This is a genomic window from Agromyces sp. Y558 (assembly GCF_059445415.1).
This window is the reverse complement of sequence record NZ_JCAIUH010000001.1, coordinates 161,873-187,192: the sequence shown is the minus strand read 5'-3', so window position 1 is coordinate 187,192 and position 25,320 is coordinate 161,873. Positions and strand designations below refer to the sequence as shown.

General features: G+C 68.3%; 23 protein-coding genes. 10 read left to right on the top strand and 13 right to left on the bottom strand.

Going from position 1 to position 25,320, the window contains the following annotated elements; genetic code table 11:
* Window positions 1-84: 84 nt before the first annotated feature.
* Genes AC1C2T_RS00810 through AC1C2T_RS00785 form a run of 6 tightly spaced genes read right to left on the bottom strand, consistent with a single transcriptional unit; the run spans window position 85 to window position 4,967 of the window.
* On the bottom strand, window positions 85-507 hold the full coding sequence (locus tag AC1C2T_RS00810) for a RidA family protein (protein WP_495383888.1): 423 nt from the start codon (window positions 505-507) through the stop codon (window positions 85-87).
* 11 nt (window positions 508-518) lie between these two features.
* Window positions 519-1,382 (bottom strand): fumarylacetoacetate hydrolase family protein, encoded by an 864-nt coding sequence (locus tag AC1C2T_RS00805; protein WP_495383887.1) that lies wholly within the window; start codon window positions 1,380-1,382, stop codon window positions 519-521.
* Complete coding sequence (locus tag AC1C2T_RS00800; RefSeq protein ID WP_495383886.1) at window positions 1,379-1,885, bottom strand: nuclear transport factor 2 family protein; 507 nt, start codon at window positions 1,883-1,885, stop codon at window positions 1,379-1,381. The genes AC1C2T_RS00805 and AC1C2T_RS00800 overlap by 4 nt, the downstream gene beginning before the upstream one ends.
* The gene (locus AC1C2T_RS00795) at window positions 1,882-3,198 is read right to left on the bottom strand and encodes an FAD-dependent monooxygenase (RefSeq protein ID WP_495383885.1); all 1,317 of its coding nucleotides are present in this window, start codon (window positions 3,196-3,198) and stop codon (window positions 1,882-1,884) included. Before AC1C2T_RS00795 ends, AC1C2T_RS00800 begins: the two co-directional genes overlap by 4 nt.
* A 55-nt stretch (window positions 3,199-3,253) precedes the next feature.
* Window positions 3,254-4,018, bottom strand: a complete 765-nt coding sequence (locus tag AC1C2T_RS00790; RefSeq protein ID WP_495383884.1) for a dienelactone hydrolase family protein — start codon at window positions 4,016-4,018, stop codon at window positions 3,254-3,256.
* Window positions 4,019-4,067: 49 nt separating this feature from the next.
* Window positions 4,068-4,967, bottom strand: a complete 900-nt coding sequence (locus AC1C2T_RS00785; protein ID WP_495383883.1) for a LysR family transcriptional regulator — start codon at window positions 4,965-4,967, stop codon at window positions 4,068-4,070.
* Window positions 4,968-5,285: 318 nt separating this feature from the next.
* Between AC1C2T_RS00785 and AC1C2T_RS00780 the strand changes: the two genes are divergently transcribed.
* From AC1C2T_RS00780 to hpaD, 6 genes are all read left to right on the top strand, one after another.
* Window positions 5,286-6,332: an amidohydrolase family protein gene (locus AC1C2T_RS00780; protein WP_495383882.1), complete on the top strand. Its 1,047-nt coding sequence runs from the start codon at window positions 5,286-5,288 to the stop codon at window positions 6,330-6,332.
* Window positions 6,333-6,429: 97 nt separating this feature from the next.
* On the top strand, window positions 6,430-7,446 hold the full coding sequence (locus AC1C2T_RS00775; RefSeq protein ID WP_495383881.1) for an ABC transporter permease: 1,017 nt from the start codon (window positions 6,430-6,432) through the stop codon (window positions 7,444-7,446).
* Window positions 7,447-7,581: 135 nt separating this feature from the next.
* Complete coding sequence (locus AC1C2T_RS00770; RefSeq protein WP_495383880.1) at window positions 7,582-8,766, top strand: sugar ABC transporter substrate-binding protein; 1,185 nt, start codon at window positions 7,582-7,584, stop codon at window positions 8,764-8,766.
* Window positions 8,763-10,385, top strand: a complete 1,623-nt coding sequence (locus AC1C2T_RS00765; protein WP_495383879.1) for a sugar ABC transporter ATP-binding protein — start codon at window positions 8,763-8,765, stop codon at window positions 10,383-10,385. The genes AC1C2T_RS00770 and AC1C2T_RS00765 overlap by 4 nt, the downstream gene beginning before the upstream one ends.
* On the top strand, window positions 10,382-11,689 hold the full coding sequence (locus AC1C2T_RS00760; protein ID WP_495383878.1) for a DUF3500 domain-containing protein: 1,308 nt from the start codon (window positions 10,382-10,384) through the stop codon (window positions 11,687-11,689). Before AC1C2T_RS00765 ends, AC1C2T_RS00760 begins: the two co-directional genes overlap by 4 nt.
* Window positions 11,690-11,756: 67 nt before the next feature.
* Window positions 11,757-12,752 (top strand): 3,4-dihydroxyphenylacetate 2,3-dioxygenase, encoded by a 996-nt coding sequence (gene hpaD, locus AC1C2T_RS00755; RefSeq protein WP_495383877.1) that lies wholly within the window; start codon window positions 11,757-11,759, stop codon window positions 12,750-12,752.
* A 54-nt stretch (window positions 12,753-12,806) separates the two neighbouring features.
* Here hpaD and AC1C2T_RS00750 read toward each other — a convergent pair whose 3' ends face one another.
* Window positions 12,807-14,396 carry an SLC13 family permease gene (locus AC1C2T_RS00750; RefSeq protein WP_495383876.1) on the bottom strand — a complete coding sequence of 530 codons (1,590 nt, stop codon included), beginning with the start codon at window positions 14,394-14,396 and terminating at the stop codon, window positions 12,807-12,809.
* Window positions 14,397-14,674: 278 nt separating this feature from the next.
* On the opposite strand from AC1C2T_RS00750, the gene AC1C2T_RS00745 reads away from it, so the two are divergent.
* Entirely contained in the window at window positions 14,675-16,480 is a 1,806-nt protein-coding gene (locus AC1C2T_RS00745) for an LVIVD repeat-containing protein (protein WP_495383875.1), read from the top strand.
* Between the two features lie 111 nt (window positions 16,481-16,591).
* Here the strand turns inward: AC1C2T_RS00745 and AC1C2T_RS00740 are convergent, their stop codons facing one another.
* A complete protein-coding gene (locus AC1C2T_RS00740; protein WP_495383874.1) occupies window positions 16,592-17,260 on the bottom strand; it encodes a DUF305 domain-containing protein in 669 nt (222 codons plus the stop codon).
* A 127-nt stretch (window positions 17,261-17,387) separates the two neighbouring features.
* The gene (locus tag AC1C2T_RS00735; protein WP_495383873.1) at window positions 17,388-17,570 is read right to left on the bottom strand and encodes a hypothetical protein; all 183 of its coding nucleotides are present in this window, start codon (window positions 17,568-17,570) and stop codon (window positions 17,388-17,390) included.
* A 164-nt stretch (window positions 17,571-17,734) separates the two neighbouring features.
* Here AC1C2T_RS00735 and AC1C2T_RS00730 point away from each other — a divergent pair, with 164 nt between their 5' ends.
* The gene (locus tag AC1C2T_RS00730; RefSeq protein ID WP_495383872.1) at window positions 17,735-19,090 is read left to right on the top strand and encodes a hypothetical protein; all 1,356 of its coding nucleotides are present in this window, start codon (window positions 17,735-17,737) and stop codon (window positions 19,088-19,090) included.
* Window positions 19,091-19,153: 63 nt separating this feature from the next.
* Here the strand turns inward: AC1C2T_RS00730 and AC1C2T_RS00725 are convergent, their stop codons facing one another.
* Window positions 19,154-19,882 carry a hypothetical protein gene (locus AC1C2T_RS00725; protein ID WP_495363254.1) on the bottom strand — a complete coding sequence of 243 codons (729 nt, stop codon included), beginning with the start codon at window positions 19,880-19,882 and terminating at the stop codon, window positions 19,154-19,156.
* Between the two features lie 5 nt (window positions 19,883-19,887).
* A complete protein-coding gene (locus tag AC1C2T_RS00720) occupies window positions 19,888-20,535 on the bottom strand; it encodes a hypothetical protein (RefSeq protein WP_495383871.1) in 648 nt (215 codons plus the stop codon).
* Window positions 20,536-20,721: 186 nt separating this feature from the next.
* Between AC1C2T_RS00720 and AC1C2T_RS00715 the strand changes: the two genes are divergently transcribed.
* Entirely contained in the window at window positions 20,722-21,699 is a 978-nt protein-coding gene (locus AC1C2T_RS00715; RefSeq protein ID WP_495383870.1) for a DMT family transporter, read from the top strand.
* Window positions 21,700-21,835: 136 nt separating this feature from the next.
* On the opposite strand, the gene AC1C2T_RS00710 is transcribed toward AC1C2T_RS00715, so the two are convergent.
* Window positions 21,836-23,632, bottom strand: a complete 1,797-nt coding sequence (locus AC1C2T_RS00710; RefSeq protein ID WP_495383869.1) for an acyl-CoA dehydrogenase — start codon at window positions 23,630-23,632, stop codon at window positions 21,836-21,838.
* A 309-nt stretch (window positions 23,633-23,941) separates the two neighbouring features.
* On the opposite strand from AC1C2T_RS00710, the gene AC1C2T_RS00705 reads away from it, so the two are divergent.
* Complete coding sequence (locus AC1C2T_RS00705) at window positions 23,942-24,109, top strand: hypothetical protein (protein ID WP_495383868.1); 168 nt, start codon at window positions 23,942-23,944, stop codon at window positions 24,107-24,109.
* A 72-nt stretch (window positions 24,110-24,181) separates the two neighbouring features.
* Here AC1C2T_RS00705 and AC1C2T_RS00700 read toward each other — a convergent pair whose 3' ends face one another.
* A complete protein-coding gene (locus AC1C2T_RS00700) occupies window positions 24,182-25,318 on the bottom strand; it encodes a DUF2510 domain-containing protein (protein ID WP_495383867.1) in 1,137 nt (378 codons plus the stop codon).
* Window positions 25,319-25,320: the final 2 nt, after the last annotated feature.

Genomic DNA, 25,320 nt, shown 5'->3' with positions numbered 1-25,320 from the left:
ATATGGTCACATAAGCAACCACTGCTGAGCATTGCGGACTGCGCAACGTCACGTTGCAACGTCGGGCGCTTCGCGGACTCGCAGTCAGTCGTCGAGGTCGTCGAGGTCGTGAAGGTCGTCGACCCCGTCGAGGATCGCGACGAGGTCGCAGTGCACCAGCGCGCCGCCACCCAACCGCACCGCGATCACGTGGCGGGCCGGCCGATCCTCGGCATCGGGGAACATGGCGAGCCATTCGCGGTTCAACGACTCGCGTTCGCCGGGATCGACGAGGTGCACCGTGAGTTTGATGATGTCGTCGGTGGAGCCGCCGGCGGCCGCCATCACGGCACGGACGAGCCGGAAGACGTTGGCGCATTGCGCGTCGAGGCCCGGCGGCATCGCACCGGTTTCCGGGTCGCGACCGGTCAGTGCCCCGGAATGGACGTGCGCACCGATGCGGCTCGCGGCCGGGATCGGGTTGCGGTGCGAGAAGCCGGGAACATGGATGCTGCGGCGACGGGCCATGTCAGCGCCCCTCACACCACGCGACCCTCGAGCACCACGCGGTTCTCGATCGCGCCGAGCCCCTCGATCTCGGCGCGCACGACATCGCCGTCTTTCAGGAACCGCCCGGTCGGCGCACCGATGCCCGCGGGCGTGCCCGTGGCGAGGATGTCGCCGGGCATGAGCGTCATGACCTGCGTGAGGTAGGCGATCTGCTCGTAGATGTCGTAGATCATGTCGTCGGTCTGAAAGCGCTGCCGCTCTTCACCGTTGACCGTCAGGCACATCCCGAGCGCGAGCGGGTCGCCGATCTCGTCGTCGGTCGTGAGCCAGGGCCCGATCGGACCGTGCGTGTCGAAGGACTTGCCGAGCGTGAACGTGGGGGAGCGCTTCTGCAGCCAGTCCCGCACCGACACGTCGTTGACGACGAGGTACCCTGCGATGACGGAGCGTGCGTCTTCGACCGCGACGTGGCGGCAGCGCCGGCCGATCACCACGCCGAGCTCGATCTCGTAGTCCAGCGCATCAGACACGATCGGCTTCTCGACGTCGTCGAACGGTCCGGTGATGCACGAGACCTGCTTGTTGAACCAGAGCTGGCTCGTCGGCGTCGGGATGCCGGCCGCAGCGGCCTCGATAGCGTGCTCCCGGTAGTTCATGCCGATGCCGAGGAACTTCTGCGGGTCGTCGATGGGCGCCTCGAGCCGGATGTCTGCGATCTGGTGCGTCGGCCCGTTCGCTCCTTCGATTGCGGCGCGCAGCTCGTCGAGGCGGGGCAGGATCGCGCGCAGCGAGGTCCCGACTCCGGGCACGTCGCTGATGTCGGTGACGGTGTCGCCGTTCACCCTGCCGAGCCTGATCGGGCCGTCGCCGCTGCGGTACCGTGCGAGCTTCATAGCGCCTCCTCTCGTGCAGCAGCCCGCTGAGCCGCCGCCTGCTGAGCCGCCGCCTGCTGCGGCAGCGTGTGCTGTTCGGAGGGCAGCGCCCCCCAGGCCTGCTCCGCTGTCGGTGTCAGCTGGAACAGGATGAACCGCCAGCCGAACGGGGCATCCGCCGCTCGCACGAGCACCTGGGTGGCCACGCCGCCGAGCGTGCGCTCACCGCCTTCCTTGGTGCGGAGTCGGTTCTCGAGAGCGCCCGTCATGACGGCGACGTCGCCGATGAGGCGGATGTCGAGGTCGCCCCGTGTCGTGCCGAGGTACGGCCTGCGGGTCGCGACGTGCTCGAGCAATTGCGTCTTCGAGTGCGTCAGGCCGGGGGCGTGGATGTGCACGAGCGTCTCGTCGAAGAGATCGTCGAGCGTCGCGAGGTCGCCGTCGAACAGGGCCTGCAGGCGGCGATCCTCGACCTCGCGCAGTGCCTCGGCTGTCGCGGCGTCCGGCGCGATCACGCGGGTCATCGCACGGCTTCTTCGGCGTCGGTGCTCAGAATTGCGGATGCCGCTGGGCCCGCGGACTCCCAGGTTCGGAACCCGGTCGCCTCCCCGGCCTCGATACCGGGTCGTGGCTGACCGACCAGGCGGTGGTACCCGCTGAAGATCTCGTCCGCCTCGGCCAGCGGCAGTACCTGCTCGATGTCGTCGAACGGCTCACCGTTCGTGCGCTCGGCGACCATGCGGCGAATCACCTCGTAGCCCTCCCCGCGCATCGACATGATGATGCGGTTGACGCCCTCGCGCCGTGCGGCGTCGTAGGCGACGAACGCGGTGTGGGGGTCGTCGTGGGCACTGAGCTGCTCGGCCACGACGCGCGCGTCGAGGAAGGCCTGGCACACGCCATTGCCGCCGCGAGGGTACATTGCGTGCGCGGCGTCGCCGAGGAGCACCACGCGGCCGTCGACCCAGTTGTCGAGCGGTTCGTGGCGGATGAGTGGGAAGAGGTAGACCTCGCGTGCGTCGCTGATGAGCTGCTGGACGTCGACGTAGTCGATGTCGACGCTCTCGTAGAGCGGCACGATGTCATCGACGGAGCCGAGCTGGTTCCAATCCTCGATCGTCTCCTCGCCCTCCTTCTCGACCACCCAGTTGATCAGCTGCATGCCGGTGCCCTCGAAGTCGTCGACGACCGGGTAGACGATCATCGTCGAGATGCGAGGGTCGCCGATGTGCAGGATCGTGTGGCCGTCGCGGATCGGCTCGCGGAGCGTCGTGCCGCGGTACATCGTGATGCCCGAGTAGACCGGTTCCGCCTGGTTCGGGTGCATCTGGCGGCGCACGGGCGACTTGATGCCGTCGGCCGCGATGACGCCGTCGTGCCGCACTTGCTCCGCGCGGCCGTCACGGTGCTCGATGTCGAGCGTGACGCTGGTCGCATCCTGGCGGTAGGCGACCACACGTGCGCCCAGCACGACAGCGTCATCGCCGAGGCGTTCGAGCACGGCGTCGTAGAAGAGCATCTGCAGGGAGCCGCGGTGCACGAAGCGCTGCTCGTGCTCGTAGCCCATGTGCACGCCGCACTTCTCGGCGTAGATCTCCTGGCCGTAGTGGTTGTAGAAGATCGAGTCGACGGCATCGACCGACATGGCGCGGAACTCCTCCAGCAGTCCCAGCTCCTCGATCTCCTTGGCGCCGTAGACCTTGATGTCGACGCCGACGCCGAGGGGCTGCAACTCGGTGACGCTCTCGTAGATGCGCGTGCGGATGCCCTGCTGGTGCAGCCGTAGGGCTGTGACCAGGCCGCCGGGGCCTGCGCCGATGATCGCGATGTCGTGCATGTTGGATCCTCTCTGATGCGCGCGCCTTCGCGCGCCGGTCTTGTCGCGCCGACGCTCAGGCGGCGTTGCGAGCCTCCACGGCGAAGCGCTCGGCCAAAAACTGCCGGGTCGATTGCCAGGAGCGCTCCGACGCGCGTGCGCTGTAGCCGACGCCTGGCGGCATGCCCGGCAAGTCCGATTTCGGGTTCGTGTACGCGTGCCTGGCGCCGCTGTAGAGGTCGATCTCCCAGCCGATGCCCGCGCCGTCGAGGTCCGCCTGGAGTGCTGCGCGTTGCTCGGTCGTCGCCATGGGGTCGGCCGCGCCCGTGCAGACGAGCACGCCGATGCCCGACGTCGCCTCCGACCAGTCGCGCTCGAGCAGGTCGAGACCGCCGTGGATGCTGACCGCGCCGATGATGTCGCCGCCGGTGCGCACGTACTCGAGCGCGCCCGCACCGCCGAAGCAGTAGCCGAGCGCGACGATCCGCGCGGCGTCGACCTCGGGCTGCGCCGCCGCCGTCTGGTGCGCCGCCGCCACGCGCGCCATCCATTCGCCGCGGTCGGCCACCATGGCGCCGATGAGCGGGCCGATGTCCGGGCCGCCCGCCGGAGTGTGCCGGCCGCCCCACACGTCCGCGGCGAACACGGCGTAGCCGAGTTCAGCGTAGCGGTGGGCGTGCGCGATGGCCTCCTCGCCGAGGCCGAACGCATCGTGCAGCAGCAGTACGGTCGGCAGCTCGACCGCGCCCGCGGGCGCGACGAGCAGGCCGGTCATCCCGGTGCCATCGTGGGCGTATTCGATGTCGCGAGCCTCGATGTCGCGAACGGTCAAGACCGGCATTGCGCTCCTTCCGGCGAGCGCAACGGCGGGCGCTTGTCGCGCCGGCTGGTCAGTCGGTCCGAGAGCGCTTGAACCAGTCCGTGATGAACCTGAGGAAGATCTTGACCCGCTCGGGGGTGGCGTCGCCGGGTGCGTGCAAGGCGTACAGCGAGCGCGTCGGCGGGGGCAGATGCGGCAGCACCTCGACCACCTCGGCTGCGCGCGCCGAGTGCTGCACGAGCGTTCGCGGCACATGCCCGATGCCGCATCCGAGCTCGATCATCTGCTCGATGATCGAGTAGGCGTTCGAGGTGAACGCAGGATCCTGCACGCGCAGCCGCGTCGCCTCGTCGCCCTCGCCGAGGTGCCAGACCGGGTCGCCCGTGTGCGTCAGCAGGTCGTGATCGCTGAGCTCCGTCGGCGACGCCGGCGTGCCGCGTCGTTCCAGATAGGTCGAGGATGCCGCCAGCATGAACGGCAGCTCCGTGATGCGCCGTACCTTGACCCGCGAGTCCGATGGATGCCGCGCGTGGAACGCGATGTCGAAGCCCTGGTCGAGGAAGTCGTGCGTGCGGTCGGAGATACCCCCGAGCTGCAGCTTCACGCGGATGCCGGGATGTTCGAGCCGGAACTCGCCGATCGCGAGGCCGAGTTCCTGCAGGCCGATCCACTTCGGGCTGATGATCGACAGCCGGCCCTCGCTCGAGCGTTTGGTCTGCGACAGCGCGGCATCCTGGTCGTCGATCTCCGACAGGATGCGCTCGGCGAACTCCGCGTACTGCTCCCCGTCGAGTGTGAGCGAGACCGACCTGGCCGTGCGGTTCACGAGTCGCACGCCCAATTGGCCCTCGAGGTCGGCGACATGCCGCGACACGAGCGAGGGCGAGATGCTGAGCTCGGCCGCTGCTGCGCTGAACGAGGGCGCATGTGCGACGGAGACGAGCGTCCGCATGACGGCGAACCGGTCCACCAGAACGCTCCTTCGGGTCCATGACGATGCGGATCGCGCTCCGGAGGAGGCTGCCGCACGGGTTCGAAGTATATCGACGCACAATCGCCTCCCTCTGGGTGCGGGCCGCTCCCGGTGTGGAGCGGCGCACGATGACACCCGGCGAAGTCGGGCGTGATTGCAGGCTAGCCACGGGGCGGGCGAGACGGACCCGTGATCTGTGCAAACTAAGCGTGCAGGCCGCAACCTGTCGCCCGCGGCATCCGCAACGTACATTTGCGGCCAGTGCCACTCGCACCGCAGCATCGCCCCACCGCCCCCGCACAGGAAGCCGGACCAATGACGGTCGTCGACATCAATATCCACCACCTGCCCGAGGACCTGTTCTCGAACGAGAAGATCCTGAACGGATTCCTCGGCAGCGCGCCGCGCGGCTTCGGCGAGATCGCCAGGGTCGAGACGATGGAGTCCGGCAAGCGGCACCTCATTCTCGAGAAGCCGGCCGGTCACCAGAACCTCAACTACGTCGAGGGCGACTACTCGGCCGACGCGAAGCTCGCCGCGATGGACGAGGCCGGTGTCGACTACGGCATCATGCGCGTTCCGGTGTGGCAGGAGTGGCTCGATCTCGAGACGTGCAAGGCGGTCAACGACAATGCGTTCTCGATCGCCGAGCGTTCGGGTGGCCGGCTCTTCGCTACCGTCTGCCTCCCGCCGTGGGGCCGCGCCGACATGATCGACGAGCTCAAGCGCTGCGTCGATCGCGGCGCGGTCGGGGTGCAGCTGGCCTGCCACTACGGGCAGCTCTACCTCGACGACGCGGTGTTCGAGCCTTACCTCGAGGTGCTCAACGAGCTCGGGCTGCCAGTGATCGTGCATCACACCCCGCTGCCGGTCGAGTGGCGTTCGGTCGTCGACTACACGAACCTGCGGCGCGAGTACGGCCGCATCATCGACCAGTCGACCGCGGTCGGCCGCGAACTCTTCAGCGGCATGTTCGACCGCTTCCCCAACCTGCGCTTCATCCACACGATGCTCGGGGGCAACTGGTTCGCGAACACCGCCCTGCTCACGCCCCACAAGCCGAACAAGGTCGAGGCGCTGCAGCGCCTCGACCCGACCGGTGGCGAGAAGATCCAGCAGTACCTGCGGGAGAACATCTTCTTCGACCTCACGCACCCGCACTCGTGGGGCAAGACCCAGATCGAGGCTGCACTGCAGATCAACGGCGCCGACCACTACCTCTTCGGCTCCTCGTTCCCCGTCTTCTACAGCTGGATGAGCCAGGGCGTCGAGTTCATGACGAACGAGGTCGAGATCTCTGCGGCAGACCGCGAACTCGTCATGTCGGGCAACGCGAAGCGGATGTTCGACCTGCCCATCTAGAGAGTCCCTCGGTCGTCACCGCGAGGGACGCAGCATCCCGCGGCCGAGCCGCGAACCGAACGTCGCGCGACGAAGCGCAGACAGGAGTGACCGTCCCATGGCCGGTACCACGACGAAGACCTTGCCCGAGACGGCGGTCGTGCAGCGCGTCGACCCGACGCCGCCTGCCCGCTCTTGGCTGGCGGATATTCCGCAACGGTTCGCCGTGATCGGCGTCTGGATCGCCATGGCCGTGCTGTTCGCAGTGCTCCTGCCGCAGACGTTCCTCACCTTCGGCGCATTCCGTGCGATCTTCGGCGGGCAGCAGGCGCTCGTCTTCCTCGCCGCGGCGCTGCTCGTCACGATCATCGTCGGCGAGTTCGTGGACATGTCGGTCGCTGCGAACTTCGGGTTCGCGGCGATCTTCGTGCCCGTGCTCCACACCACGTACGGCTGGAACGTGGGGCTCGCGATCGTCACCGCGATCGTCGCCTCGACACTCGTCGGGATCGTGAACGCCTGGCTCATCGTGAGGGTCGGGGTCAACACGATCGTCGTGACGCTCGGCATGGCGACCGTGCTACTCGGCGTCTCGCTCGGCATCGCGAACATGACCGCGGTGAGCGGGCTGCCCGGCTGGCTCGGCCAGGCGTTGCTCTTCAACCTCCTCGGCCTGCCGATCACGTTCTACCTGGGCCTCGTCCTCATGCTCGCGTTCGCCTACGTGCTCGCCTTCACACCGCTCGGGCGCAACATGCGATTCGTCGGCGCGAATCGCGAGGTGGCGAGGCTCGCCGGCGTGCGCGTGACGCGCATCCGCATGGGCGCATTCGTCGTCGCGGGCCTGATCGCCGGCCTCGGCGGGGTCATCGCCGCATCGGCGACTGGCGGCTTCGACCCGAACGTCGCGAACATGTACCTGTTGCCGATGTTCGCGGCCGTGTTCCTCGGCACCGCCATACTGCAGCCCGGCCGCTTCACCCCGCTCGGCGCGCTCATCGCCGTCTACTTCCTCGCGACGGGCGTGCTCGGCCTGCAGCTGCTGGGCGCCTCGTCGTGGGTCTCGAACGTCTTCTACGGCGGGGTGCTCGTCATCGCCGTCACCCTGTCGACCGTGCTCAGTCGAAGACGCTGAAACCCAGCGGCATCCGCCCTCGACGCAGCATGCCGCAGCACCAGCGATCCCGCTCCATCCGCGATCCCGCTCCCATCCGCACCATCCGCACTCCCGCACCATCCGCTCCTCGCAACGACGCCCAGGAGGCACACCATGCACAGCATCACCAGTTCCATCACCCGACGGTCGCGTCGCTCGCGCGTGCTCGTCGCAGCCGGAGTACTCGGTTCCGCCGCCGTTCTGCTCACCGCCTGTTCGAGCGGCGCGACGGCCGACCCCTCGGCCGCACCCGGCGCGAGCGACGGCTCCTCGTCGGACCTCGAGGCCGCGGTCGCCGCGCTGCTCGAGCCGCGCGACGAGTACCCCGTGCCGAGCGAGCCGACGGGCGACGTCGCCTCGCTCGCCGGCACGACCGTCTACTACGTGCCGCTCACCCAGCAGTCGCCGCAGTTCAACGTCACGGGCGAGGCCGTCACCGAGGCGTTCGCCGCCGTCGACGTCGACGTTCAGATCTGCAACGGCAACGCCACGCCGACCGAGATCGACTCGTGCATCACTCAGGCGACGCAGGCCGACGCGGCCGCGATCATCACCGACGCGATCCCGTACGGCATGGCGTCGAACGCGCTCGACGCTGCGCAGGCCGCCGGCATCCCCGTCGTGCTGAACAACAACTACGAGACGCCCGACCACCCGGCGTCGGAGACGCTGCAGTACGGCCCCGACGCCGCCGTCGACCAGCTCGTCGGCCTCTTCCAGTGGATCGCACTCGACTCGGGTGGCACCGGCACCGTGCTCTTCAACGAAGCGACCGACGGCTCGTCGGCGCTGACCGCCGAAGACGCGCTCGAGCAGGCCAACGAGGTGCTGGCCGACGGTGAGATCGTGGTCAACGAGGTCTCGAGCTCGAACTTCCCGCTCATCCCGTCGTCCACGAGCTCTGCGCTGCTGCAGCATCCCGAGATCGGCTATGTCTTCCCGCAGTTCGCGAACCACCTCCAGCCGACGCAGGGTGGTGTCGAGCAGGCCGGCCGCCTTGCCGACACCAAGGGCGCCGTGAGCGCTGCCCAGCTCGGCGCGCTGCAGCAGATCGACTCCGAGAACTTCCTCTACGCCGCGGCGGGTCAGGCCTCGGTGTTCCAGGGCTGGGTCGCCGCCGACATCGCAATGCGGATGCAGCTGGGCACGGAGCTCCCCGAGTACGAGATCCCGTTCCGGCTCTTCACCCGCGACACGATCGGCGACGTCGAGCTGACCGCCGAGGCCGAGGCATCCGGCGAATGGTTCGGGCCGGCCACGTTCCGTGACGACTTCCTCGCAATCTGGGGCGCTGAGTGACGACCCCGCACTCGCCGGTGGCACGGGCGGCGACGCCCGTGCCACCGGCACCCCGACTTGCGGTGCGGTCGCTGAGCATGACGTTCGGCTCGACCCGCGTGCTGCACGACGTCGACGTCGTCGTCGCCCCGGGCGAGATCCACGGGCTCGTGGGCCAGAACGGTTCGGGCAAGTCGACGTTCGCGAAGGTGCTCACGGGTCTCAACCGCCCCGACGACGGCGCCGTGGTCGCGATCGACGGCTCTCCGTTGCCGCTGCCGATCCAGCCCCACCAGGCGCGCGATTACGGGATGTCGGTCGTGCACCAGAACCTCGGGCTCATCCCTGACATGACCGTGCTCGAGAACATGCGGATGGGCCGCCTCGAGGGCCACGGCCTCTTCCGCCGCATCGACTGGGCGAAGGAGCGCGCCGAGGCGATGCTCGCCTTCGAACGCATCGGCCGGCTCGTGCCGCTCGATTCTCGGGTGTCATCGCTCAGCGAGGAGGACCGCACGGCGGTCGCGATCGCCCGGGTGCTGCAGGATGCCACGCCTGGCGCCGGCCTCATCATCTTCGACGAGTCGACGCGTGCGCTCGGTCGCCGCGCCCTCGAGAGCTTCTATCAAGACCTCGACGACATCGTCGCGACCGGCACCTCGGTGCTGCTCATCACGCACCGTCTCGAGGAGATCGTCGACGGCGCCGACAGCGTCACGGTGCTGCGCGACGGACGGGTCGTCGAGTCCGCACGGCCCGTCGAGGGGCTCAGCGAGGCCGAGCTCACCACGCTCATCCTCGGCCGCACGATCATCGACCTCGGGGAGCGGATCGTCCACGAGCGCCGCGACGACACCCCGGTGCTGCGCGTCGACGGCCTCACCGGGCTGCGGTTGCACGACCTCGCGTTCTCCCTGCATCAGGGCGAGGTGCTCGGCATCACCGGCATCGGCGGCTCGGCCTACGACGACGTGCCCTACCTGCTCGCGGGCGTCACGCCGGCCGAGGCGGGCACGATCCAACTGCCGGGCGAGACGATCGAGCTCTCGGGGCTCCACCCGGCCCGAGCCATCGAGCACGGCATCGCGATCGTGCCGCAGGGCCGCGAGCACGCCGGCCTCGCGATGAGCGAGACCGTGCTCGAGAATGCGGCGTTCCCACAGTCCGCTCGTCGGCGCCCGTTCTCGCGGCTGCAGCTCGCGGCGGAGCGCGCACAGGTCGACGAATGGATCGAACGGCTCGACGTGCGCCCGCCGCGCGCCGACGCGATCGTCGGCACCTTCAGCGGCGGCAACGCCCAGAAAGTCTTCATCTCGAAGTGGCTTGCCACAGACCCGCGGATGCTGCTGCTGCACGAGCCCACGCAGGCGGTCGACGTCGGTGCCCGTCAGACGATCGTCGAGGCGGTGCGCTCCGCCGCGAGAGATCGCTTCGTCATCGTCGCCGGCTCCGACGAGAATGAGCTCGCGCTCCTTTGCGATCGCGTGCTCGTGCTCGTCGACGGTCGCATCGACCAGGAGCTTACGGGCGAGCTGTCGCCCGACCGCATCGTGGAGGCGATCTACTCGGGCAGCACCCGCGCGAAGCTCCGCGACCGCACGCTCACGCACGACAAGCACGACAGGAAGGCACGATCGTGACAACACGTGACGAACAGCTCGACGGTTTCTTCTCCACCGCGCGGGTCACCGGGCGCGACGAGGCGATCGAGCTCGCGGGCACCGACTTCCGCCGGTTCCTCTACGACCACGACGACGAGACGCTCGCGCCGTGGCGGGGCATGGGCTACCAGGAGTTCTCCGACGCGCGCCGCGACGACCGGTTCCTGCAGGCGTTGCTCGACGAGTGGAACGCGCAGCTCGACGAGCCGTTCGCGGGTGTCACCTCCGATGGAGTCGTGCGCCCCGGCCTCTACGAGCTGGCCGAACGAGGCGACGACGCCGATCTCGTCGCGGTGGCCGAGCGTGCGCTCGCGACGTTGACCGACGAGCAGCGCGCGGCATTCCGGCATCCGCTCGACTCGAAGGAGTGGCGAGCCTGGAGCAATCCCGAGTTCGTCTTCCACCGTGTCGGGCTGCGACTCGAAGACCTCGGCGACGAGCAGTCGGCGGCGGTCCTCACGCTCATCGAGGCATCGCTGAGCCCCGAGGGCTACGAGCGGGTGCGCGAGGCGATGGAACTCAACGGATTCCTCGGCGAACTCGTCGACCTGCCGACGATCTTGAACGACCGCAGCTACTGGGTCGCGCTCTACGGCGATCCGGCCTCGGGCGGCGCATGGGGCTGGCAGCTGTTCGGGCACCACGTGGCCGTGCACTTCGTCACCGTCGCCGGTCGTCACGTCGTCGCACCGGTCTTCATCGGCGCAGAACCCGCGCTCTCCGACGGCGAGCGGCCGCCGATCTTCGAGGCGCGCGAAGAGATCGCCCTCGAGCTCGCGGCCTCGCTCACCGACGAGCAGCGCGCCGCGGCCGTCGTCTACGCCTCAGTGCTCGACCCCAAGATGCCGACCGACCGTCTGCACCCGGCCGACGAGCGTCACGTCGCCGGAGCGTTCCAAGACAACCGGCTCATCCCGTACGAGGGCATCTCGGCCTACGACCTCGACGACGAGCAGTGGGCACTCCTGCTCGACCTCGTCGAAGACGCCCTGCTGCTGCTTCGGACTGACCAGCGCCGGTTGACGCTCGCCGACATCGTGGAGCACCGCGACGAGACGTGGTTCGCCTGGTACGGCGGCACGGATGGCACGCAGCCGTTCTACTTCCGTATCCAGAGCCCGGTGATCGTCACCGAACTCGACCACCATGCCGGGGTATGGCTGAACAACCGGGTGCCGCAGCGCTTCCACGTGCATTCGACCCTCCGGCTGCCCAACGGCAACGACTACGGCCGCGCGTACATCGACCAGTGGCGTGCGCGACGCGGCGCCGCGCAGCCCTGACACGCTGCGCAGCCCTGAAACACCTGACCCACCTGACCCACCCTGCACCGCGCCACGAGGAGCCCACATGCTGCCCAGCACGAACTTCGATCCGCCGTTCGCGATCACACGCGCCAGCCACGTCTCGCTCGCCGTCACCGATCTCGAGGCGAGCCGGGACTTCTACCGCGACGTCATCGGGCTCGTCGTGACCGAGGAGACCGATGACACCGTGTACCTGCGCGGGCTCGAGGAGTCGTCGCATCACTCGCTCGTGCTCGAGCGCGGCGACGAGGCGAAGGCCCTGCGCGTGGGCCTGCGGGTGCGGGAGGACCGCGACATCCGCTCGGCTGAAGTCTGGTGCCGGTCGAACGGTGTCGAGCACGAACGTGTCGAACGACCGCATCAGGGGCCGACGCTGCAGTTCACCGACGCGGTCGGCACGCGCATGGAGCTCACCTCGTCGATGACGCAGGTGCCGCGCAAGATGCAGGAGTTCCACGAGTTCGTCGCGGGTGCACCGCAGCGCCTCGACCACTTCCAGTGCGTCACCTACGACGTGCAGGCGGCGACCGGCTTCTGGACCGGCCTCGGCATGCGCATGTCGGAGTACACGGCGACCGATGGCACCGACGAGCTGTGGGGCACGTGGATGGAGGTCAAGGGCAACACCCATGACCTCGTGTTCACCAACGGCCGCGGCCCGCGGCTGCACCACTTCGCCTACACGGTGCCCGATGCGACCTCACTGCTGCATGCGGCGGATGTCGCGGGCTCCCTCGGCTTCGGCGACGAGATCGACCGCGGCCCCGGCCGCCACGGCATCTCGAACGCGCTGTTCCTCTACCTGCGTGACCCAGACCAGCACCGCATCGAACTCTTCACCACGCACTACCAGTTCATCGACCTCGAGGAGGAGCCGATTCGCTGGGATGTGAGCAACCCCCGGCGCGCGCAGCTGTGGGGCATGCCGGCCTCGCGCCGCTGGTTCTTCGAGGCGAGTGAGTTCCCGGGTGCCGAGGTGTGCGAGCCGAAGCTGCAGGCGTCGCCCGCGACGCTCGAAGACGTGCTCGGCCTGCACTGAGGTCGCTTCAGCCACGGGCGAGCCCACAGCTGAGCCCGGCGGCCGATGCCCGCCTCAGAACGGCCAGATGAGCGGAACCCAGAACACCGCGACGAGCAGGTAGGCCAGCGCGAGCGGAATGCCCAGGCGCCAGTAGTCACCGAAACGGTACCCTCCGGGCTCCATCACCATGAGGTTCACGGGCGTGGCGATCGGCGTGACGAAGGCGGCCGCGCCGGCGACGGTCAGCGCCATCATGAAGGGTTGCACCGAGGCGTCCAGGGTGGCCGCGATCGAGACCGCGATGGGCAGCACGATGAGCACGGTCGCGGTGTTGCTGATCACCTGCCCGAGCACGAGCGTGAGCGCGCACAGTGCCAGTAGGGCGAAGTGCGGGCTCGTCGTTCCGACGATGCCGAGCAGCCAGCTCGCAACGAGTTCTGCGGCGCCGGTCTCGTTGAACGCGGTCGAGAGGGGGATCAGCCCGGCGACGAGCACGACCGTGTTCCACTGGATCGAGCGGTACATCTGCGGCACGGTGAGCACGCGCGAGAGCACGAGTGCACCCGCCGCGAGCAGCCCGGCGACGACCGGCGGCACCAGCCCTGTCGCGAGCAGCACCACCATGAGCCCGAGGATGACGATGGCGCGCTTGGCGCCGCGGCCGAGCGGCACGGCCCGGCGCAGCGACTGCGGCGCAGTGACCGGGATGACCCCGGGCAGTCGCACATATCGCTCGAGGGCATCCCATGGGCCGCGCACGAGCAGTGAGTCGCCGGGGCGGAGCGCCTCGGGGTCGTCATCGGGGGCCGGCACCGAAGGGCGCTCGCCCGTGCGCCGGATCGCGATGATCACGAGGTTCTCGCGCAGCGTGGTCATGCCCGGGAACACCTTGCGGCCGATGTACATCGAGCGCGGGGTGATCATCACCTCGGCGACCCCCTCGTCGGGCGTGTAGAAGGTGTCGGTCTCGAGGCTCACGTCGTAGCTGCGGCGAAGATCCTGCGCCACGGCCTCGGGATCAGTGGGAACGTTGTCGGCGAGCTGGTCGGCCTTCCGCTCGGGCAGCCGACCGCCGAACGCGACGAAGATCGCGATGCTGAGCGCGAGCAGCGGAAGCCCCGCCAACGCGAACTCGAAGTACCCGAATGTGCGGCCGCCGGCGTTGGCCGCGGCATCCGACACGATGACGTTCACGGGGGTGCCGGTCAGGGCGAGCAGTGACCCGGCGTGCGACGAGAATGCGAGCGGGATGAGCAGTCGCGACGGCGCGATGCCGGCCTTGAGAGCCACGATGACGACCACGGGCAGTAGCGCGGCGACGGCACCGTTCAGGCTGATGAACGCGGTCAGCACCGCCACCATGAGTGCGATGACGACGGTGAGCCGCCGTCGGGAGGTGCCGGCGCGGCCGATCACCTGTTGGCCCGCCCAGGCGGTCACGCCCGTGGCATCGAGCGACTCGCTCACGACGAACAGCGACGCGATGAAGATGACGGTCGAATCCCCGAAGCCGGCAAGCGCCTGCGGGAGGGTGATCACGCCCGTCGCCCACAGTGCGAGCGCGACGCCGACGGCGACGAGACCGATCGGGATGCGACCGCTCACGAATGCGACGATCGCCAGCGCCAGAATGACGAACGTCGCGACGATCGGGTCTACCATACTTCGAAGCTAGAGCATCAGGCAGCCAGACGGATGCCTCTGAGCCCGCCTCGATTCGCGGCGCGGCGACGCTGCTCGGGGATCTCAGGACCCTTCGCCGCATCGACCGTCTGACCGCCCGCGGCTCGCCCCGTCTCGAAATCTGTTGCTGCGGCGAACCGTCGTGACCGCTACCTTTGACCCTGAGACCGGCCTCCTGGGCCGCGGGGCGCACGACGTTGTGCGGCTCGCCCGTCGGAGGGCATCGATCGCCGAAGAAGCGAGAGAGGGCATTACCGATGAGAACCGCACACCGACCCGTGCGCTGGCGCCGACGCGCGCTCGCCGCAGCCGGAGCACTGCTGCTCGGCGCCTCCCTGGTGACGGCCACGGCCGCCGCCGCAGAAGACGACCCGCGCATCGACCTTCCGCCGGGCTACCTCGGCGCACAGACGGCGACCAGCAACATCGAGTTGCTCGCGAGCCTGCCACGCGTCGCTCCGTTCGACGCACCTCCCGGCAACTTCGGTTTCGTGAACTCCGATCTGGCGTTCACGGGTGACAATGCCATCGTCGGCAACTTCAACGGCTTCCAGGTCTACGACGTGTCGGATGCCGCGGCGCCGGCGTTGCGCGGTTCATTCGTGTGCCCCGGCGGCCAGGGTGACGTGTCGGTCTACGGCGACCTGCTCTTCATGTCGGTCGAGGAGACGCGCGGCCGCATCGACTGCGGAACGCAGGGTGCGCCCGGTGCGGTGAACGCCGAGCGCTTCCGCGGCGTGCGCATCTTCGACATCAGCGACATCGACAACCCGGTGCAGCTGCCGGGCGTGCAGACCTGTCGAGGGTCGCACACGCACACGCTCGTGAGCGACCCCGATGACCCCGGCAACGTCTACATCTACAACTCGGGCACCTCGGGCGTGCGCCCGGCGCTCGAACTTCCGGGTTGCGAGAACGCCGCACTGACGACCGACCCGGTGACCACGGGTAATCCGACGCAGTGGCGCATCGATGTCATCCAGGTGCCGCTCGACGAGCCTGCCTCGGCCGCGGTCGTCAACCAGCCGAGGATCTTCACCGATGAGAGCACGGGTGCGTTCAACGGCCTGCAGAACACCCTGCCCGGGTCGGCGCTGCACCCGAGCGGCACGGTGTACAGCCCCACACCCAACACCAACACGTGCCACGACATCACCGCGTTCCCCGAGATCGGGCTCGCCGCGGGCGCGTGCCAGGGCAACGGCATCTTGTTGGACATCTCCGACCCGGTGAATCCGGTTCGGCTCGATGCGGTCTCCGACGTGAACTACTCGTACTGGCACTCGGCGACGTTCAACAATGACGGCACCAAGGTCGTGTTCACCGATGAGTGGGGCGGCGGCACGGCGGCACGTTGCCGTGTGACCGACCAGCCGGAGTGGGGCGCCAATGCGCTCTTCGACATCGTCGACGGCAAGCTGGAGTTCAAGAGCTACTACAAGCTGCCCGTTCCGCAGACCGCGCAAGAGAACTGCGTGGCCCACAACGGCTCGATCATCCCCGTGCCCGGTCGCGACATCATGGTGCAGGCCTGGTACCAGGGCGGTCTGTCGATCATCGACTTCACCGATACGGCGAACCCGACCGAGATCGCCTTCCTCGATCGCGGACCGGTCAACACCCCGAACCCGGCGGGACTGAACCTCGGCGGGTACTGGTCGACCTACTGGTACAACGGCAACGTGCTCGGCAGCGAGATCGCGCGCGGCTTCGAGAGCCTCGCGCTCACGGCGAGCGGTCAGTTGTCGGCGAACGAGATCGCCGCCGCGGGCGAGATCGAGCTCGACGAGTTCAACGCGCAGTTGCAGACGATGCTCGTGCATGCGCCGAGCTTCGCCGTGGCGCGGTCGTACATCGACCAGGCCGAGCGTGACGGCAGCCTGAGCGGCAAGGCCCTGGAGCAAGTGCGCAAGCACGTCGACAAGGCCGAGAAGCTTGCTGATGGGCCTGCCAGCGGCAATGCCGTCGTCGCGCAACTCGACAACGCCGCCCGCAAGTCGGGCGCCGGGGCTGACTCGGCGGTCGTGCAGGCGCTCAACGCACTGGCCGCAACCTTCGGCTGAAGTGCGTCGGGAGGCCGCTGAGCGGTCTCCCGACGATGAGGTGCCCGGCGGTCCATGGCCGCCGGGCACCTCATCGTCGTGTGGCGATCGGCAGGCGGGGTACCTCGGGAATCAGGACGAGCGATCGGCGAGCAGCTGCTGCATCCGTGCTATCTCAACGCTCTGGTCTGATTCGACATGACGAGCGAACTGGTCGATCTGGGACTCATGCCCGCCACCGGCGGCATAGAGCTCGCCGACCATCTGCACAGCGCCCTGGTGGTGCTGGATCATGTACTCGAGGAACAGCCGCTCGAACTCCGCGCCCGTGGCCGCCTCGAGGCCGGCGAGTTGCTCGTCGGTGAGCATGCCCGGCATCGCATGAGCGTCGCCGTCGTGTCCGTCATGGCCTGCACGGGCATCGTTCAGCGGCACGACGCGATCTTGGAGCCACTGAGTGATGAGCTCCATCTCATCCTCCTGGCTGATTTTCATGCGTTCAGCGAGCAGCCGGATGTCGCGGTCGTCGGTGCGCTCGTCGACGAACCCGGTCATCGTGATGGCCTGGTTGTGGTGCTCGATCATGTCGAGCATGAACTGCGAATCGGCCTCGACGTGCTTCGGCGACTCGAGCCGCAGGGCCTCGTCGGGCCCGAGCGTCCGGTTCTCCTCGCCGGGCGCTCCGAGCTGCACGACGGGGCCGGTCGGCGTGGCGCGCTCGGGGCCCGCCGTGCATGCCGCCAGCCCGAGCGCGAGCACGACCACCGCTCCGACCCGGCAGGATCGCTCCATCGCCGTCATCCACGTACCTCGTCTTCGTCGAAGGGCACAGGGCGAGCGCCGTTATGCAGATCGATTGCGCGGCACCGCGTTCACCGTCCATCTAACTCGATGCGTTGGTCGTTGGGAACTTCGCCGACTGGTTCGCTCAGCCGGCGTCGTCGCCTGAACCGGCGTCGACCGCGTTGATCAGCGCGTCGACGGCGGTCAGCAGGTTGTGCAAGGCCTGCCGTTCAACCGAATCTTCGTGCAGCTTCTGGATGTCGAAACTCGCGAGGCTCGCTGCCTCTCGAGCCTGCGAAAGTGCTGCCTGTGCTTCGAATTCGGCCACGGTCCGTCCCCATTCGTGTCGAGACGACGGCCGAGCGTCGTCGTCCCGATCCACGGTACTCCTCGCCGCATCGGGAGTATATGGATGCCGCGTTGCCGCAACCGGCAACGCCGCATCCGCTGCCCCATCAGCAGCCTCCCCGCGCGGCCCATAAGATCGAAGACATGGCCGGATTCTGGGGCAAGCGCAAACGCGACAATGATGAACTCCAAGCCCAGGATGCCGACCTGGCGAAGCGGGCCGGCAGCGCCCTCGTCGCCGCCGACGAGCGCGTGCGCCTCACCACCGACGAACTCGTCTTCGCCGAGGCCGAGCTGGGGCACGACGCGACCACGGAGCTGAGCGAGGCGCTCGTCGCGGTGCGGCAGCACTTGGGCGAGGCGTTCCAGTTGAACCAGCTCAATCACGATGAGATTCCCGACACCGTCGAGGAGTTGCGGACCCGCAACGCACGCATCGTGCAGTTGTGCGATTGGGCAGAAAATTTGCTCGACGAGCGCACCTCGGCCCTCGCCGAGAAGATCGCGCGTGCGCGCAGGGCTCCCGAGATCATCGCCGGCGTGCGAGCGGATGCCGCGCGCCTGCGATCGCGCATCCCCCAGGCCCGCGATACCAACGAACGACTTGGCACCCGCTATTCGCGAGAGGCGCTCGCCCAGGTGGAGTCCAACCCCGCCGAGGCCGATCAGCTGCTCGGTTTCGCCGAGCACAGTGCGGGCGTGGCCGAGCGGCGGCGTGAGGCCGGTCAGCGCGAGCAGGCCAATCTCGCTCTCGAGGCGTCGACGGAATCGGTGCGCCGGGCGGCGACGCTGCTCGATGCGGTGGAGACCTTCGAGGTCGAGGCGCTGCGGGCAGAGTCGACGTTGGCGGCGATCGTCGAGGATTCCCGCGGGGACCTCGTCGTCGCGCTCAAGGAGCCGCACAGTGCCGGGGTCACGACCGCGGTCGCCGCGCTGCAGGCGGCCCTCGCCTCCCTCCCGCCGGCCGGTGTCAACACCGACCCATTCGCCCAGCTGAGTAGCCTGCGCGAGGCGAACTCGGGGCTGGATGCCGCGATCGCGGCCGCCCGTGAGCGCGCCGCGCGCCCGATTCCGCCGCTGGCGCACGTGCGCCACGCCATCGACGACGCCGACCGGCAGCTCGCGGTTGCTCGGGATGTCATCGCCGGCCATCGCGGCTGGATCGGTGCCGATGCTCGCACTCGACTCGCCGAAGCGGAGCGCATCCGGATCGACCTCGACCGTTACCTCGGCACCTCCGCGGCGGCCGTCACCATCATCGATGAGGATCACCGAGAGCAGGCAATGGCGATGGCCCGCCGCGTCGCGTACCTCGCGGGCGAGGCGCTGCAGCTCGCACAGCGCGACATCGACTCGTCACGGCCGCAGGATCCCGGGCAGTGGGGCGGTGGCTCCGACTGGGGCGGCGGCGGTCGACGCGGCAGCGGTGGAGGCGACATGATGGGCGGCATCCTCGGCGGCCTGGTCATCGGCAGCCTCCTCGACGGCATGTTCGACTGAACGATCACGAGCGCGATCGTCAGTCTCTGGGGTTTGTCTCGCAAGCATCAAGCACTGCGTCAGCTACCGATGATCCGCCCGTTGCAGCGCGAGTTTGAGTCGCTCCAAGCCGCTGGTTGCCCCTTCGATGCCTGCCACGATCCCAGGGTCGACCGCGGCGCGTCCGATGGCGTTGCGGATTCGGTCGATCTCCATCCCATTGCAGCTGGCAAAGTCGTCGTTGCGACCGATGAGTGTGGAGAGCACGGCAAGGTCTTGGACGTGGCGTTTCCATCTGGGGTCGTCGGGGATTTCCAGCGCGGCCGCTTTGCCGGTGATCGCGCCGACGAGGGTTGGCCGCGGAATCACGCCCGTGATCCCCGCTACCGTCACCTGAATGAGCTCGGTTCGGTCGAGTGCGCCCTGGGCGCCGGGAGCGGCAATAGTGGTGCTCCCCGTCACGCCCTTGCGGTTCTCGCCACGTTCCCCTAGGAAGCGCGGAATGAGCACGTCGATGACGGCGGCCCCTCGACGCCAACGGTGCTGGTGTCCGCGCCAGGTTGGCTCATCTGCGACGAACCCAATCTCTACGAGAATGGACGTGTACTTCTGGAGGATGTCGGGATCTGCCCGGACATCGAGCGCAGCATCGCCATCATCTGTCGGCCGGGTTGGGCTTGCGCCACGCTCGATGCAGTGCAGGTGGACGAGTTGTCCGCCCACGAGCGTCCAGCCATCCTGGAGTTGCTGGCCGACCTCGATGAGCGCAAGCCATGAAGCCTCTTGCGCTGCAGACAGCTTGGGAAACTCCACCGTTATCACGGGGCAGCCGCCAGCAGCTCTGCGACCTTGCCGTTCTCTCGCGGACCGTTCCAATCTGCAAGGTCAGCCAGCACAAGCCCGATCGGTGCCACGGGTTCGGGATGGTTGCCGCCACTGTGGAGTATCACTTGCCCCTTGGGGTCGGGAATCATGAGGTAGTCCCCAATTAGGTCATTCAGCCTCTCACCGTCCCGGACCCAGAGTTCTGCTTTGTCGCCGCTGGACATCCCGGAGCGCGGGTCGGAGATCCCTGAGCGCATGACCCGATTGTCTGCTTCCAGATCCTCAAGGTCTTGCGGCGCGATCGAGAATACTCTCCGGTCTCCCCGACTTTTGAGCCAGGCCGAGAGGAGCGCTGCGGGGTCATGGGAGGATTGCAGTTTCAGTAGTTTGCTGCGGAGTCTCGACTGTTCCGACGGAGCAACATTCCCGAGTGGTTCGCCGGACATCATTCGAATTAGGGCCCACGCCATCCGTTGTGACATCGGCCGGCTGCTGCGGGAGCGCGCGGCAAAGGCCGCGTCATCTACTTCCCATTGGGATTTTCCCACCCTGCGGCCGCTGAGCTCACCGGCGCGGAGAAGTTCGCGCACGCGCTGTTCGGAGATTCCCCGCCAGGCTGCGTAGGCTTTCACGGATACCACTTGCACACTTCCCTTTCGATATCGAAACCCTTGTGTAAAAGCATAATAGTGCGTTGGTGGCTTCTGTTGGCCTTCTCCGAGCCGTCAGGCTGGGAAGTCCTCAGCCTCGCGCTTCACGGCAGGATTTCGCGCCCGTTCGGCAGCCCGACGTCGGCGGCCGTCGGCCGCAACCATCAGAATGGGCGAGTGACTCGTCGCGGACTCATCCTGTTCGTCTCGCTCGGCATCGCCTGGGGCATCCCGTACCTCTTCATCAAGGTGGCGGTGAGCGAGCTGGAACCTGGCATGGTGGTGCTCGCACGGTCGGGCCTCGCGGCGATCCTGCTGATGCCGCTCGCGTTCTTCCGGCGCGAGGTGGTGACGGTGGTGCGGCGGTGGAAACCGATGCTCGCCTACACGATCGTCGAGATCGTGCTGCCGTGGTACTTCCTCAGTTCGGCCGAGCAGCGCCTGCCGAGTTCGACCGCTGGACTGCTGCTGGCCGCAGTGCCGCTCGCCGGTGTGGCCGTCGCGTTCGCGATGGGCCGGCCTGCTCGGCTCTCGCGCGTGAACTGGCTGGGCATCGGGTTCGGCATGCTCGGTGTCGCGGCCCTGGTGGGATTCGATGTCGCGGGGTCCGATCTCCTGGCGGTCGCCGAGATCGCCGTCGTGGTCGTCGGTTACGCGCTGGGTCCGGCGATCCTCGCACGATGGATGTCGGACCTCCCGGGCGTCGGGGTCGTCGCTGTGTCGCTGGCGGCCACCGCCGTCATCTACGTCCCGTTCGTGCTACTCACCGGCGGCTGGCCGACCGCCATGCCGTCCACCGCCGTGATCGTGTCGATCGTCGTGCTCGCCGTCGTCTGCAGCGCCCTCGCGTTCCTGCTCATGGTCGGGTTGATCGCTGAGATCGGGCCGGTCAAGGCAACGACGATCACCTACGTGAACCCGGCCGTGGCCGTCGCCGCCGGTGTCTTGGTGCTCGGGGAGCGCATCACCGTGTGGACGATCGTCGGGTTCGTCTTCGTGCTCCTCGGCTCCTTCCTCGTGACGCGCCGTCGACTCGAGCCGACCCCGCCACCGACGCCGTCGGCCGGCGCGGCGGCGACGACGGCACCGGGGCCGGAGGCGGCCGGCGCAGAGCAGGCCGCCGATCCGTCGGCCCATGAGCGCGCGGTCGATTAGGCGAAGATGTCACCTTGCACCACGCTGCTCGAGAAGCTCGGCGCGGCCGCCGCAGCGCGGTAGCGGTGAGCGGATGCCGCGTGCGCGCGTGCTGCCGCGCACCCGGGTCATGAATGTCGCGGAATCCCGAAAGAACTCAGACGCGCACCCCGCGTCGCACGACGTCGCCGAGCGCGTCGGCGTCGAGGGCGAACAGGTCGCGCGAGCCGGCCGTGGCGGCGCCTGCGAGGCCGGCCGCCTGCGGCAGCAGCTGCTCGGCATAGAACCGGGCCAGCGGCAGCTGCGACTCCGAGATGCCGTCGGCGTCGAGCGCGCGGGCGGCGAGCGCCGACTTCGCCATGAGCCAGCCACCCAGCACGAGCCCCCAGATGCGCTGGTACGGGGACGATCCCGACAACACGGCGTTGGGGTCGGTGGCGCCGGTGCGGAGCATCCATTCCGTCGTCTGCTCGAGGGTGTCGAGCTGCGCGTTCAGCTGCGTGCGAATCGAGGCGAACTCGTCTCCGGCCGCAGCGAGCTCGCCGTCGAGCTCGCGCATGGTGGCGATGAACTCGAGTGCGGATGCCCCGTCGCGAACCGGGAGCTTTCGGCCGACGAGGTCGGCGGCCTGAATGCCGTTGGTGCCCTCGTAGATCGCCGCGATGCGCACGTCGCGGTAGTGCTGTGCTGCGCCGGTCTCTTCGATGAACCCCATGCCGCCGTGGATCTGCAGCGCGATCGAGGTGAGCTCGTTGCCGAGGTCGGTGCCGAACGACTTGTTGATGGGCGTGAGCAGGCCGACGATCTCGTTCGCCCGAGCGCGCACGGCGGCGTCGGGGTGGTGCGTCGACACGTCGGTGTAGGTCGCGGTCAGCAGCATCATGCGGCGCATCGCGGCGATGTACGCCTTCTGCGTCATGAGCATGCGGCGCACGTCGGGGAAATCGATGATGGGGGAGTCTTGCGTCGCGCCGATCGCGCGGCCCTGGATGCGCTCGCGTGCATAGTCGAGCGACTGCTGGTACGCGCGCTCCGACACGGCGAGGCCCTGCATGCCGACCGAGAGGCGGGCGCTGTTCATCATGACGAACATGATGCGCATGCCGATGTTCTCGGCGCCGACGAGGTAGCCGGTGGCGTCCTCGTACGAGAGCACGCACGTCGGCGAACCGTGGATACCCATCTTGTGCTCGACGCCGACGGTGTGCACGCCGTTGCGTTCGCCGAGCGAGCCGTCTTCGTTCACGAGGAACTTCGGCACGATGAAGATCGAGATGCCCTTCGTGCCGGCGGGGGCATCGGGCGTGCGGGCGAGCACGAGGTGCACGATCTGCTCGCTGAGGTCGTGGTCGCCGAAGGTGATGAAGATCTTCTGGCCCGAGATGGCGTAGCTGCCGTCGTCGCGCTTCACGGCCTTGGTGGAGAGCGCGCCGACATCGGTACCGGCGTGCGGCTCGGTGAGGTTCATGGTGCCGGCCCATTCGCCGGTGACCATCTTCGGCAGCCACTGCTGCTTCTGCTCGTCGCTGCCGTAGTGGAGGAGCGCCTCGATCGCGCCCTGCGTGAGCAGCGGCGCAAGGGCGAATGCCATGTTCGCGGTCGCCATGAGTTCCTGGAGGGCGAGTCCGATCGTGCGCGGGAATCCACCGCCGCCGAACTCCTCGGGCAGGGGCACCGAGCCCCAGCCGGCATCGACGTAGGCGGCGTACGCCTCCTTGAATCCGGTCGCCGTGCTGACGGTGCCATCGGGGTTCAGCCGCGATCCCTCGAGGTCGCCGGCACGGTTGGTGGGTGCCACCGCCTCGGCCATGAAGTTGCCTGCCTCGTCGAGGATCTCGGAGACCGTCTCGAGGTCGGCGTGCTCGAACCCGGGCAGCTGCGCGACGGCGTCGTAGTCCACCACGTGCTCGAGGATGAAGGCGATATCGGCTACAGGGGATCGGAATGCGCTCATCCCTGCAGCGTAACTCCGCTTCGCGGGAGGCTCGTGTTCTCTGCGGGTTCCACGACGCGCGTCGTCGAGCCGCGGGCCGGTTTGGCAGCATCCCACAACGCGGCGTCTCGGTCGGGCCAAGCGAGCGCCTGGTGAGGAGGAGCTATGACTCGTGCGAAGGAGGACCGCACGGTACATCGCGGGTCCTGCTCGTGGAAACGTTGACGCCGCACCATCCGCATCGCTGGTGGCCGAAGGCTGCACCCGTCGGGCCTCCCTGCGTCAGCCGCCCGCACTCACCACGTGCCCCCGAGCGGATGCTCGTCATCGGTGAACATGCCGCCGATCGGCCCGGCCCGCCGCACGATTGCCGGAGCCACGTCGTCGCGCTCGATCGACGCCCGGCGCAGCGCGCTGAAGCAACGCCTCTTCGCCGCGATGCTCACGATGACCAAGCTCGAGATGCCCGTGTTCGAGGCGATCGCCGCCGAGCGCTGACGACCGTGACGGTGGTCCACGATTCGAATCGCCTCGCCAGCTTGTGCCGCTCCCACAGCTCGGTGCGCCCCGCTACGGCGCATTCGTGAAGGTCGCGCTCGGATACAGCAGACTCGGCGCCACCTCCAGCGTGAGGAAGCTCGGTTCGTCGACCGACCAGGCGGCCCGCCAGCTGACGGACTCGCCCGGCTCGATCGTGGCGGCCGGCGGGAAGCCGACGTCGTCGCCCGGTTCGAAGACATCGCTGCCGATGTCGAAGATCTGGCTCACGTCCTGATCGCCCGACGAGAGGCTCGGGAGCGGCAGTGCCTGCAGATCCGCCGTCGAGTTGTTGGTGATCGTCAGCGTGAACACGACGTTGTTCGCGTGCGTCGCGCCGACCGCGAAGTCGCTCGGGGTGTACGGCTCGGGCACAGAGACCGTGAGTGCGACGCCGTCGTCCCAGGTCATCGTCTCGCCGAACGCGAGGTCGCCAGCGACGGGCACCTCCGGTTGCTGAGGATCGGGGTCCGGCAGCGGAAGCGCCGGCACGTCGGGCATCGCCTCGTCGATGTCGTCGATCGCGTTGCCGATCGACGCGACGAGGAAGGTGACGAACATCACGAGTCCGACGATCGCGGCGACGATCGACACGATGAGCCCCATGACCGCAGGCCACTTCGCGCCGCGCAGGAACAGTCCGATGATCGAGAGCACGAACGCGACGGGCACCAGGGTCCATGCGAAGCCGCTCACGGCGGGGAAGAACACGAATACGAGCCCCACGACCGCGACAACGAGTGCGATGATGCCCACCACGTTCGGCCCGGGGTTCGATGGCTCGGTGAACGGATGCCCCGGCAGTACCGTCGTGGAAGGTGCGCCGTAACTCTCCGTCGTCGCATCGGGGCTCGCGGTGACGGCCACGTACGGCGTGGTCGGAGCGGTCGCGGCGTACGGAGCGGTCGTCGCGTACGGGGTGCTCGGGGCGTCGCGGTAGTCGTACCCCGCGGCATCCGGCCCCTGCGAACCCCAGACGAACGGAATCGTCGGGCCGTCATCACGGGTCGGCGACACCGCGGTGGTCGCCGACCCGGGCCCGAGCTGCGTCGACGGAACGGTCTCGGCGCCGGGCGCGACGTATTGCGTCCAGGCGTCGCCGTTCCAGTACCGTCGTCCGCCGGACCCGTCTTCGTACCACCCGGCGGGCGCCTTCGTCGGGTCGCTCATCT